The following is a 12,729-nucleotide window of genomic DNA, read 5'->3' as shown; positions in this document are numbered from 1 at the left end:
GGTCAAAGAAAACGGAAAATGGCTTATTGCTAAGATTAGTTGTGAATAAAAAAAGAAACATGAGTCATCCCGAATTTTTGAAAAGCCAAATTCGGGATGACTCATGTTTTAATTCTATTTTAAACAAAGCCCGATCGCATGAAGCAGTTTGCAGTGCTCATTTTTCTATTTACAGCATCGGTTATTTCTGCACAACAAGCCCAGAGTGTTGAAGCATTCCGTAAGCTCACTACAACAGCGCAGCGCTTCGCTTTTTTAGCGGATAGCAACGTTGTGAAAATGGACAAACCCGCTTATGAGGCTATTTTACCTGTTATTGAAGCTAAAAAAGACGATAAAACGCTCTTCTTTTGGCATTTTCAGTATATGCGATTTGCGCAGCAGTTTAAAGTTTTTAATGACGAAATGTTTCCAAAAATCCTTGAAAACATGAGCAATGCTGCTGCAAAAAGAGGTTTAGACATAGAATCAGTCGTTGCTCAATACCACATAGCCTTCGACGATTTTGGCAGCAAAAAATTAAGCGAGCAACAAGTCTATTCAGCTTTTATTCACTGTTTTGAAAAAATAAAACGCTTAGGTATTGACAATTTTAGACCCTATTCTATTGACCAAATTTTACTACAAATAGGGGGTAATTTTTATGCTTTGGGCGATTATGATAAGGCTTTAGAATGTTTATTAGAGGCAGAAAATTTGAATAAGCCAAAGTTGTATAGCAGCCCACATATCCACACTTTGATTTTAAATCTGATTCAATCCATTTATGCCGATGCTAAAAACTACCCCAAAGCAATCGCTTACGCAGAGAAAATATATGATTTAAACCTGAATCAATACGACGCAGATCGCCTTTGGCACAACATTTTTTGGCAAGGCTTGTCTTCATTAGATATTGCGCTGTATCTGTTTGAGATGGGCAATTTTGAAAAGGGCGAAAAGTATGCGGATAGAGGATATGCCAAATATAAAGCCCAAGAGGACATCAATAACCCTGAAAAAGTAGTTGCTGCCTTTGATGCTTTGTACGTTTTAATAAAAATAAAGTTGAAATTGGGGAAATTAAATGAAGTCGAGCCTTTGCTCAAAAAAGTTGAATTTTTCAAAACGTATATTCCTTTATCAACAGAAGCCAATTACTTCAAACCTTTAAAGCTATATCAAAACTACGTCAATTATTACGAAGCGAAAAAGGACTACACCAATGCATTTCGCTATATGAAATTGGTTGGCGAACTGCAAGACAGTCTCGAACGCCGCAACGATAAACGTAAACTCTGGCAAATAGAATCCAGGGTAAAAGCGGATAGTTATCTTTCACAAATCCAATCGGCAGAAGCAGAAAACCGTTTGCAAGAACGCCTTCGCAATTTGGCGCTCATTACCTTAGTGCTTTTTGGTGCCATCGCCTTTGTGGTCTTCCGCCGCATCAAAAAAGACAATCAAACCATTACCAAACAAAAAACATTGCTTGAACAATCGCTTGGCGAAAAAGAAAACATGTTGAGAGAAATTCACCATCGGATAAAAAACAATCTACAAGTTATATCGGGTTTATTCGACAAACAATCCCGTCAAACCTGGGATGAAACAACCCGCAAACTGATGAAAGAAGGGCAAGACCGGGTGTTTTCCATCGCTTTGGTGCATGAAAATTTGTATCAATCGGATAATTTAACCACCATCCAAATAAAATCTTACCTGGAAACGCTCACCAGAAACATCGAAAAATCGCAGAAAAGCGAGTTTCAAGATATTGCCTTAAAATTAGATGTGGACGACTCGGTGTTGGATATTGATACGGCCATTCCTTTGGGTTTGATTTTAAATGAATTGATAACCAATTGTTATAAATATGCATTCAAAGACCGCACCAAGGGCGAAATCCAAATCCGTTTCCGCCAAATGGCCAATGAAATGGTTTTGGATGTACAAGACAATGGCGTGGGCTTGCCCCAAAATTTTGATATCGATAAGACAAAGTCTTTAGGTATAAATTTGGTACGGGGTTTGGTACGGCAATTGGATGGTAAACTGGATTTTACCTCAAGTACGGAAGGAACTACATTTACGATTTGTTGCATCAAGCAAGTTGCTTGATTATCAACATTTTTTGAATTGAAAAATAGAATATAATGGACAAGAATGTTCGCATTCTCATTGTCGAAGATGAGTTTGTTACCTTGGACTTGCTTCGCGACTATTTAGAAGAGAGCGGGTATGAAGTATCAGGCGATGCCATGTCCGCCGATGAAGCCATAGAAATATTGGAAAAAGGCGAAACCGACTTTGCGATGCTCGACATCAACATCAAAGGCGATAAAAATGGCATATGGGTAGCGGAACAAATTCAGAAAAAATACAAAATCCCTTTTGTTTTTTTGACAGCCTTCAGTGACAGCGCAACGGTGAAAACCGCAGCAGGCACCCACCCCTACGGTTATTTGGTAAAACCATTCACACAAGCCGATATTTATACCACGATTGAAATCGCACTGACCAATTTTAATGAACAACGACGTGAACACCGTGCATCCGAGCACCAACCCGATCGCCATTCGGTTTTGCAACTTACCGATACGATTTTTGTGAAAGACAATCTGGTTTTCAAAAAAATTACGATTAAAGACATTCAATATATACAGGCGTACAAAAACTATCTCGAATTGTACCTTGCAGGGAGCAGCCAAATCATTCGCTCTACGCTAACTGATTTCCAAAAGACGCTGCCCGAAGCATATTTCATCCAAACGCATCGCTCTTTCATCGTGAATAAGCGGTGTATAGATAAAATTGGTGCGAATTTCTTAACAATTGGTGCATCGGAAATCCCCATTAGTCGCGGATTTAAAGACGATGTGCTGAAGCATTTAACGTTTTATTCTTGAGTTACTCCCCGTCAATCTCTGCCAACCACTTATCTGATTCTACCAACCGTTCACCTTATTTTACCAACCGTCCCTCTGGTTCTACCAACCGTCCCACCTCTTCTGTCAACCGTCCCATTAATTTTCAGCCTGTTTTTTTTCTTCTAAATTTGAATCATGATACAAGAGAACATTGACATTCTTCATTTCAATTTTTTCATGAAAACAGGCAAAAAGAAAATATGGATGTTCGGCATTTTATTGTGCCTATTGTCCATACAAAATATAAAAGCCCAGTCTTTATCTGGAACAACATGGAACGTGACCGTACCTGCTATATCTGCCAAACCCTACAATTTCATATTTGGCGATACTGGCAATAAAGGCAATGTGTTGATGCCCGATAATAAGTTGGCGAATTTCAGGTGGTCGGAAGATGGCAAAGGCAACTGGTCAATCACTTTGGAACAATTCGTCAATGGCGTAAAAAAAATCGAAACTTTTTACGGCAAAATAACGGGTAGTACGGGTACAGGTTTTTATGCCAACACCGCAGGTGGAAAAAAACTAAAACCCTTAACGATGACTAAAAAACAATGAGGTTTATGCCTCTAAGTATTTTGTCGTCAATAGGTTAAGTCTAAATCAATCATTCATTTTTCAAACACTTTAAAATCATTTTCCTATGAGAAAGTATTTTCTTCTTTCGCTTTTAGCAGCAGTATTGTTTGCATTTAATTCAAATGCACAAAATTCAGATGGATTGGTAACAAAAGGTTTGTCTGCGACATACGCACCTGCTACCAATCAAAAATGGACTTCCGTATCATTTTCGATTCAGAATCCTTCAGCAAATCCCATTGTCATACCAGGTAATGGTTTTGTATCTATTGATGTTTATGTAGCACCTTCAAATTCACCTGATCAGTATTTGAGCAATTTCATAAAAGTAGGTGATATGCCCGCGAAAGTGGGGACATTAAATCCAGGCGGTAATCTAAATTTTACTGTTGCAGGCACTGACGTTTCTAATATTGCACGTGAGTGGTCGGCTAATGCTTCAAAGGTCAAAGACGGCTTTTACTTCCTTTATGTACAAGTACGCCAGTCACAGTCAAACAGTCTGATAGCTCCCGCAAAAGGCGCTTTTGCACCAATTGGTTTTGTAGTAGGCAATGCTGGAGTAAGTGTTCTGAAGGTTGAAAATCTAACTGCTGTACGGGCACCTGCTACAAATCAAGCATTTGCACCTGTTAGTTTTTCTATCAAAAATCTTAGTTCATCGAACTATACAACCCCAGCACCGGGTTTTGTATCTATTGATTTTTATGCGGCTCCTTCAAATACGACTAATCAACCTTTAACTAATTTTGTAAAAATTGGCGATATGCCAGGTAATTTACCAGCTGTAAATAAAGGGGCAAGCCAAAATTTCAACGTTACAGGCAAGGACATTTTTAATATTGCACGTGAGTGGTTGGCTAATTCATCAAAGCTCAAAGACGGCTCTTATTATCTTTATGTGCAAATACGCACACCTGATGGCCAAATTGTTCCAACAAGTGGTGCATTTTCATCAGCTGGTTTTAATGTCGGTGCAGCAGCACCAGAAGTACCTTTGATTGGCACTAAATGGTATCTTGTAGAAACCAAAATGGCGGCAATTTTAATGACACTCACTTTTGAAGCAGGTGGTAAAGCAAGCTACAAGCAAACAAACGGGACTAATACAGGCGTATTCACCTGGTCAGGTACATCTAATAACTTGACGATAGAAGGACCATTCGGCTCAGGTACTACTATTAAAATGGCAGGTAGTATTGCTACTGGTAAATTGAGTTACACTGCTGGCGCACAAACAGGAGAATACGGTATTTCAAAAAAGACTAATTGCAAAGCGTGCAATACAAATTATGTTTCCAAACCGCTTGCACAATGGACGGCTGGTGATAAAGACACCGCTATTTGGCTATTAAATGCTCTAACAGGTGCAGAAGTTCGTCCTCTACAAGACCGAAACTTTGCAGAAATCAAAGCCTTAATTGATCAATTGTGTCTATAACCATTTTTTATAGGAAGTAAATTGTACGGAGAGCTTTGTAAGCTCTCCGTACATACTCCCGCTAGTCCAAGTCTTCCAACCTCAACCAAAAAATATCGCGTTACCGCTGGTACAAGTCTCCAAACTTGTACCAGCGTATGTGAATTTTCTTAACCGTGTAATAAATAGAAAATGAGAAAATTATTTGTTATTTGCCTTGCATTGGCATCTTTTTCTGCTTGTCAAGAAGCACCTAAAAATAATGCGCCAGGTGATCCTCAGGCTGAACTAGCGGCTATCACGGATGCTGTTCACAATTTTTACAAATGGTATGAGACTGGTGCGGATGGCATGTCGAGTATCATATTTGTCAAGGGTGGCCTACCCACAACGATTGACAATGTAAAATTTGACAAGTATTTTGCAATTATCGCAAAAAGTGGCTACTTCAGTCAATTATATATTGACGCTGAGCGGGCTAAGTTCAAGAATCTTGAGGCAACCACCTGGAAAAATGAAAACTCAGATGAAGAACCGCTTAGTGGTTATGATTACAATCTTTTCTTGTGTTCGCAGGAGATTGAGGATTTCAAGCTTTTGACAACGGCGCCGGTGGAAGTCCAAGGTTTAGGTACTGAAAAAGTTACAGCAATTCTGGATTTAGAGGATTATACGGCCAAAAAGTTTGAATTGGTCAAAGAGAACGGCAAATGGTTGATTTCTAGGATTTTTTGTGAATAGTTAATGTGCAAAGTATTGCATATGAAACACATCATTCAAATGGTGATTTGCGCCGCACTATTGGTTAAAAATTGGAAAATGGCAAATGGCTTCTGACCAACTTTGGTTGTGTTGCTGCCGCAGCAAAATGACGTAAACCAAGCCTTCGGAAGTTTTCAAACTTCCGAAGGCTCAATAACTTATTACATCACTTCTAAATTCAATGTTAAATGAACGGAAATCAATTCCTCACGTTCGCCTCTCGTTTTTCCCCGCTGTTTTTTGCGGCAGTCGGCTTTTTCACGCTGGCATGCTTTCATTCTTGCACGAACCCAACACCCCCGGCAGAAAAACCCGCAATCATCGGCACTGCCAAAATGGAAAAAACGCAAGGCAAAGACTGCGACGACCCCGAAATGAGCACGAATTGTGCCAAAATCAAACTCAGGTACCCAACCATTGAAGCGGGCAGCGAGGCATTGAAAAAAAGCGTCGCCGAGTGGGCAACACGCTATTTGGTGTTCATATTGCTGCCTTACAACTCAACCGATAAAGAGTTCAAAACCGCCACCCTCGAAACCGCCACCAAAGCCTTTTTCGACAACCACACGCATGATGTAACAGAAAGTGAAAGCGTAATGACAGGCGGTTACCGGGTCGAATCAAAAGACACAATCCTGTTTAACGACGGCAAGCACATCACCCTGCAAATAGACGGTAATGCCTACATGGGCGGTAATCACCCCCATGTTTCGGTGGCCGTAGCTACGTTTGACTGCGTGACTGGCAAACGACTGACTTGGGATGATTTGGTCTCCGACAAAGCCGCGTTTAAAGCACTTGCCGAAAAGAATTTCGTGGCCGCTTCCCCGGATTTGTTCAAGCCGACGGACGGTTCGGAGCCGCTCAAATTTGACGAAGAATTCAAGTTTGACCTGCCGAAAAGCTATGGATTGGTCAAAGATGGCATCTTTTTCAACTACGAAGCCGGCGAGATCTTTTTAATGGTGCATGGTGTAACTCAGTTCGTGCTGCCGTTTTCAGAAATCGGCGGGATTTCAAAAATTAAAAATTGAATAAAAACCGGCATCGGTAAGGTGGTTAACTAGCTTTTCCAACTCGATAAATTTAAAATCGTCGAACGGTTCGATGTACGCCCATGCCACCGAAAGCCAACGCTCAACGCCAAAGCACGGTGGCACGGGCGTAAATCGAACCGTTCCCTGAAACACAACCTCAACACAAAAATTTACCATTTTTACGCCCTAAAACAGCTTATCTTTGCCTCATTCCTAATGCTTTTTAAAAATGCAGGTATGAAAAAAAATCAGTTTTTACTGGTAGTGCTTCTCTCGATCGGATGCGCTTTCAACAGTTTTGCTCAGAATGAGCTGAAATTTGAAGTAAACAAAGTTCTACCATTCATTTCGATTCAGGAAAATAAGTTGGCTGAAATAAACACTCTTACGGATTTGGACAAACGGTACCCCACATCATGGGTCAAAGAATACATTTCCGTGGAAATTTCAGCATATAAAAATGGAACAAAAACAACGGCTTCGGGCAGTAACGATGTCTTGAATCAAGCGCAAAAAGAACTGATTCGATTGGCTGATCGCAGTAGCAATATTGCTGTAAGCGTAAAAATAGCATTGTGAATATTGAAGCAGGAAGTTTTACGGGTTATGATTTGACGGCCATTAAATTCACCATTACCGAACAGGGGCAGGTTGCGGATATCCAAGTTGCCATGCCATCAAAAGATCCAAAAATTGATGAAATGCTGGTTGCGGCTATTGCAAAAATGCCTAATTGGACGCCAGGAGAGTTTTCCAACGGTTTAAAAGTCAAACAAAGCTTTGTTTTGACCATTGGCAATATGGAGAACTGCATGGTCAATCTTTTGAATATCCGTCCATTTGAATAAATAGGTAGGCTGCTATCTATTTGAGGAGGTAGAGATTGCGCGGGAGTTGTTGTCAACCATCCTGGGGGAGGAAGTGTAAAGTGTGGCTGTAAAACCACAGGAGACCTCCACCAAAACCAGTGGGGATATGATATCCGAATTCTGCGCTTTGATTTCAAGGTAGTGATCAAGAAAATCTCTAAACGGTAATTCAAGGTCCTATCCTTCAACCTGGCATGGTGATCGTTTTAACACGAATAAACAGGCCGACCATGTCTTCGAAACGGTAGGCCGTGAAACCCGTCCGACAAATGCTTATATCCAATTCTTCATCAAATAAGGGTAGGCAGATTTTTGCCTGGCATTTTGTATTGTTCTGTACTTTTGCAACAAATTTTGGCCGATATGACAGAAGAAAAAAATTAGTTTGCTTTGATTGGTTCGTGAAGTTCATGCTCCGCGATAAATCCAATTTTGAGATGCTAGAAGGCTTCTTGTCCGAATTGCTCAAAGAAAATGTCCTCATTATTGAGTTACTTGATAGCGAAGCCAACAAAAGTTCAAAAGACGATAAATTTAACCGCGTAGATGTCCTCGTAAAGGATACCAAGGACGAGCGTATTATCGTTGAAATTCAGAACAATAAGGAGTACGATTATCTTCAACGCATCCTTTATGGCACGGCGAAAACACTGGTCGAGAATATCAAGGAGGGTCAACCTTATTCAACTATTAAAAAAGTAATTTCTGTAAGTGTCGTATATTTTGAAGCAGGTCAGGGGGCTGATTACATCTATCATGGTCAGACTGTATTTACTGGCATACACGAAAAAGACGTGTTAAGTCTTTCAGAAGAACAGCAAGATTTGTACGGCAAGAATCTTCCACAAGACCTTTACCCGGAATACTATCTTATAAAAGCAGCCGATTTCGATGAAGAAATAAACGATACGCTCGACGAATGGGTGTATTTTTTCAAAAAAGGCGAGATAAAAGAAGGTTTCACGGCGAAGGGAATCTTAAAAGCCAAGAAAAAACTAAATGTGGGCAAACTAACACCAGCCCAACGCCGCAAATACAATAAATTCTTGGAAGAGCAACGCAGCATAGCCAGCCATAATGAAACTTTACAAAAGGACATTGAAGATGCAAAGGAAGAGGGGGAACAAAAAGCTAAATATCAGGCGGCAGAAAAGGGTCTGCGAAAAAAACTATCAATAGAAGAAGTAGCGGAGATTAATGACCTGTCTATAGCGGAAGTGCTTGAAATAAAGCACAAAATTGATACCGAAGCACCATAATAAAAAACAACCTTGGTGACGAAGAAATATCTGTTATGGTGAAAATTGCAGATCGCCAAAATCCAACCGTTCACTGAAACCCAAATCACAACACAAAAAATTTCCACTTTTTCCCCCTACAACAGCTTATCTTTGTTGAAAAATTAACCGCGATGGCCAAAAAATTGGTTCGTTTCGACTGGGCGATGAAAAAAATGCTTCGCCACAAAGCCAATTTCGATATTTTAGAAGGCTTCCTTTCTGAATTGCTCAGCGATGAAGTACGAATCAAACAAATACTCGATAGCGAAAGCAATAAGGAAACGGAAGATGACAAGTTCAACCGAGTGGACATCCTCGTAGAAAACGAAAAAGGAGAGCTTGTCATCATCGAAGTTCAAAATACACAGGAATACGATTACTTCCATCGGATGCTTTTCGGGGCATCGAAAGCCATCACCGAACACATCAAGGAGGGCTCTGCCTACGCTCAAGTAAAAAAGGTTATATCCATCACCATTGCCTACTTTGATTTAGGGCAAGGGAAAGATTACGTTTATCATGGCACGACCGTTTTCAAAGGCATCCACAAAGGCGATATTCTTGGGCTTTCAGACAAGCAGATTGAAGTATATCAAAAAAATAGCGTCCACGAGATTTATCCAGAATACTGGGTAATCAAAACTGGTAAATTCAGAAATCGGATAAACGATAGACTGGACGAGTGGATTTACTTTTTGAAGAACGCCGAAATCAAGCCCTCTTTTTCAGCCAAAGGTTTGAAAGAGGCCAACGAAAAATTGGACGCCATGAAACTGCCGGAGAAGGAGCGGGTTGCATATGACAAGTATTTGCTCCATCTGATGAGTATTGCCAGCCGAAACCATACGATAGAAATAGAAACAAAAGAGATCATAAAAAAAGCATACGAAGAAAAGGAAATAGAATTTATTCTTGAAATGCCAAAAGAAGGTCTTACGGTTTCAAAAATTGCGAAAATCGCGAAAAGAACTGAACAAGAAATTCAGCAAATCCTTGACAGTCTGACAAAAAAATAAACCTGATGTCGCCCAATAATCCACTGCCTCTCATGCATCCTAAATGTTGGCACAACGGCAGTGATAACGAGATGCATTTTTTTATCCCTAACAATACAACATACCATGTTTGAGTATAAATTTGTCAAATTGAGCACCAACATCTGGAACAATCTGCCCAAAGAAGACTATGCCTCAATCATTGCCGAGCACGCAGAGGAAGGCTGGCGTTTGGTGCAAATTTTCACCAGCATGAGTTCATCCATGCAGATGAGCTATGAGTTAATCTTTGAGCGGCCAAAGACGGATTATGTTTAGGATGTAGATTTTTAAGTTTGTTAAAAGTTGAAGTATGAAAAAACTGATGATAAGCCTGGCAATGGCCATAAGCGTATGCTACGCTTTATGTGGGCAAAGCCCGAAAATTCTTTCTTTGCGGGAGCAAGCAGTAGTGAAAGACCGCTGGCTGAAAGACCGCTGCCAGACCTTGCTGCCTGAATTGATGCGCAAGGAAGGCATCGATATGTGGCTGATCATCGCCCGGGAATACAACGAAGATCCCGTTTTGCGCACCATGTTGCCTGCCACCTGGTTGTCGGCCCGCCGCACTACCATGCTGCTCGTTTTTGATCCAGGAAAAGGGCAGCCGCTGGAGTTTTTGGCCTGCGCCCGCTACGATGTAGGCGAAGTCTTCAAAAAAGCCTGGGATCCTGAAAAAGAACCGGATCAGTGGAAGCGATTGGCACAACTCGTTGCAGCGCGCGACCCGCAACGCATCGCGGTGAATACCAGCGTCAATTTTGGACACGCAGATGGATTGTCCGCTTACCACAATCAAAAACTCCGCGAATCACTGGCCAATAAGTACGAAAAACGCCTGATTTCGGGAGAAAAACTGGCGGTAAACTGGTTGGAAACCCGCACACCTGCGGAGCTCACCGTATACGAGCAAATTTGCCGCATTGCCCACGACATCATCGCCGAAGGGCTTTCTGAAGTGGTCATCCAACCCGGCATCACCACTACCGACGACGTAGTCTGGTTTTACCGCGAAAAAGTACGCGCTCTGGGCTTAGAGACCTGGTTTCACCCCAGTTGTGATGCACAACGTGCCGACCCAAAAGGCAATGAACAAAACCGCAGTTTTGCCCAAAGACCCGATGCGGCGGTCATCCAACCTGGAGATTTGGTCCACATCGATTTTGGCATCACTTACCTGGGGTTGAATACCGATACCCAACAGAATGCCTATGTACTCAAGCCAGGTGAAAGTGAGCCTCCACGCTATTTGCTCGACGCCTATCAGAAGGGCTTGCGCTTGATGGACATCCTTACCGGAGAGTTTCGCAGTGGCCGCAGCGGCAACGATATCCTGGCCAGTACAATCAGCAAAGCAAAAGGGGAGGGGCTGAATCCGCAAATCTATTCTCACCCAATTGGCTATCATGGCCACGCAGCTGGCCCCGCCATCGGGATGTGGGACATGCAAAATGGCGTACCTGGCACCGGAGATTACCCCGTTTTGCCGAACACGACCTACGCCATCGAGCTCAACAACAAAGTCTTTTTGCCCGAATGGAACAAGGAGGTACGCATCATGCTGGAGCAAAATGCAGTATTTGATGGCGAAAAAGTTCACTACGCAGACAATCGGCAGAAAATTCTGTACTTGATTCCTCGTCCCAAACCGAATTCGGGGCAATAAAACAACATCGAAGCATCAAAGTGAAGGCTAGGTTTATTCCAGGATTTAATTTGTGGATAAATAAGGAGATCCAGGTTGTGACAGGAACTTATCTGTAAATCATACAGTTGGATCAAGGTGTTTAGGGTACTGGCGAAGGGATTCTCCAGATCAGTCCACTGGCATATCGATTCGCCAGTACAATGCACCACTTATGCTCACTCGTACACTCAATGCCTACCTTAGTTCATTTGCTGGCCTTAGCCGTGATGTCTGGATGCTTGGCCTGGTTTCTTTTATCAACCGGGCTGGAGCGATGGTTTTTCCCTTTTTGGCAGTTTACCTCACCCTGGAGCTGGGTTTTTCCAAACCTCATGCTGCCTTGGTCTTGACTTCTTTTGGGGTTGGCGCGGTAATTGGTTCCATTATGGGAGGCCGACTCAGCGACCGCATTGGCTACTACAAGGTCATGTTTTGGTCTTTGTTTGCCACGGGTTTGCTTTTCTTTTTTTTGGAGCACATCCATAGTTTGGTTGGGCTTTGTATTACGGTATTTGTGGTTGGGGTGGTGGCCGAAAGTTTTCGTCCGGCCAATATGGCTTCCATTTCGGCCTACAGCAAGCCCGAAAATTATATTCGATCCTTGTCTCTGGTGCGTTTGGCCATCAACCTGGGTTTTGGTATGGGGCCAGCTTTGGGGGGCATCCTGGCACATGGCTTTGGTTACCGTTGGTTGTTTTGGGTGGATGGGATTACTTGTATCGGCGCAGCGTTGTTGTTTCGGCATTTTTTGCCAGAAAAAAAGATAGCTCCAAAACCCATTGAAACGATCCAGGTTCCAATCGAAAAAGTGCTTTCGCCATATCGAGACAAGCAGTTTTTGTTCTTTTATGTGCTGATTACACTCAACGCCATTGCATTCTTACAATTTTTCAGCATGGTGCCCGTCTTTTTGCGCGAAGAATGGCATTGGAAAGAAAACATGATTGGTCTTTTGATCTCCGGCAACGGTCTCATCATTACGTTGGTGGAAATGCCGCTGGTGTTTAGATTGGAAGGGCGCTACCATAAAATCAGCCTGGTGATGCTGGGTGCTGCACTGATTGGAGTTGGATTTGTGCTGCTGAACTGGACGCCGCACCAATTTTTGGCTGCTTTACTCTGCCTGATTGCCGTCACTTTTGGCGAAATCTT

The 12,729-nt window shown here is 42.1% G+C and carries 13 protein-coding genes; all 13 read left to right on the top strand.

Annotated features, from left to right (window positions below; translation table 11 throughout):
• Window positions 1–138: 138 nt before the first annotated feature.
• On the top strand, window positions 139–2,100 hold the full coding sequence (locus ABW391_RS08110) for a tetratricopeptide repeat-containing sensor histidine kinase (RefSeq protein ID WP_353481347.1): 1,962 nt from the start codon (window positions 139–141) through the stop codon (window positions 2,098–2,100).
• Window positions 2,101–2,135: 35 nt separating this feature from the next.
• Window positions 2,136–2,888 (top strand): LytR/AlgR family response regulator transcription factor, encoded by a 753-nt coding sequence (locus ABW391_RS08105; RefSeq protein WP_353481346.1) that lies wholly within the window; start codon window positions 2,136–2,138, stop codon window positions 2,886–2,888.
• A gap of 156 nt (window positions 2,889–3,044) precedes the next feature.
• Window positions 3,045–3,467 carry a hypothetical protein gene (locus ABW391_RS08100; RefSeq protein ID WP_353481345.1) on the top strand — a complete coding sequence of 141 codons (423 nt, stop codon included), beginning with the start codon at window positions 3,045–3,047 and terminating at the stop codon, window positions 3,465–3,467.
• An 85-nt stretch (window positions 3,468–3,552) separates the two neighbouring features.
• Entirely contained in the window at window positions 3,553–4,929 is a 1,377-nt protein-coding gene (locus tag ABW391_RS08095; RefSeq protein ID WP_353481344.1) for a hypothetical protein, read from the top strand.
• 171 nt (window positions 4,930–5,100) lie between these two features.
• On the top strand, window positions 5,101–5,649 hold the full coding sequence (locus ABW391_RS08090) for a hypothetical protein (protein WP_353481343.1): 549 nt from the start codon (window positions 5,101–5,103) through the stop codon (window positions 5,647–5,649).
• A gap of 209 nt (window positions 5,650–5,858) precedes the next feature.
• Window positions 5,859–6,704: a hypothetical protein gene (locus ABW391_RS08085; RefSeq protein WP_353481342.1), complete on the top strand. Its 846-nt coding sequence runs from the start codon at window positions 5,859–5,861 to the stop codon at window positions 6,702–6,704.
• Window positions 6,705–6,923: 219 nt separating this feature from the next.
• A complete protein-coding gene (locus ABW391_RS08080; protein ID WP_353481341.1) occupies window positions 6,924–7,286 on the top strand; it encodes a hypothetical protein in 363 nt (120 codons plus the stop codon).
• Window positions 7,283–7,555, top strand: a complete 273-nt coding sequence (locus ABW391_RS08075; protein WP_353481340.1) for an energy transducer TonB family protein — start codon at window positions 7,283–7,285, stop codon at window positions 7,553–7,555. The genes ABW391_RS08080 and ABW391_RS08075 overlap by 4 nt, the downstream gene beginning before the upstream one ends.
• Window positions 7,556–7,845: 290 nt before the next feature.
• A complete protein-coding gene (locus ABW391_RS08070; protein ID WP_353481339.1) occupies window positions 7,846–8,835 on the top strand; it encodes an Rpn family recombination-promoting nuclease/putative transposase in 990 nt (329 codons plus the stop codon).
• 152 nt (window positions 8,836–8,987) lie between these two features.
• Window positions 8,988–9,872: an Rpn family recombination-promoting nuclease/putative transposase gene (locus tag ABW391_RS08065; protein ID WP_353481338.1), complete on the top strand. Its 885-nt coding sequence runs from the start codon at window positions 8,988–8,990 to the stop codon at window positions 9,870–9,872.
• 105 nt (window positions 9,873–9,977) lie between these two features.
• A complete protein-coding gene (locus ABW391_RS08060) occupies window positions 9,978–10,169 on the top strand; it encodes a DUF4177 domain-containing protein (RefSeq protein ID WP_353481337.1) in 192 nt (63 codons plus the stop codon).
• A gap of 34 nt (window positions 10,170–10,203) precedes the next feature.
• Window positions 10,204–11,556 (top strand): M24 family metallopeptidase, encoded by a 1,353-nt coding sequence (locus ABW391_RS08055; protein WP_353481336.1) that lies wholly within the window; start codon window positions 10,204–10,206, stop codon window positions 11,554–11,556.
• A gap of 193 nt (window positions 11,557–11,749) precedes the next feature.
• A partial coding sequence (locus tag ABW391_RS08050) for an MFS transporter (RefSeq protein WP_353481335.1) occupies window positions 11,750–12,729 on the top strand: 980 nt, incomplete at its 3' end.

It is taken from the genome of Haliscomenobacter sp. (assembly GCF_040403615.1).
In the GTDB taxonomy this organism is placed as follows: domain Bacteria; phylum Bacteroidota; class Bacteroidia; order Chitinophagales; family Saprospiraceae; genus Haliscomenobacter.
Note: the sequence above shows the minus strand (reverse complement) of the source record. Positions and strands in the feature narration are given on the sequence as shown.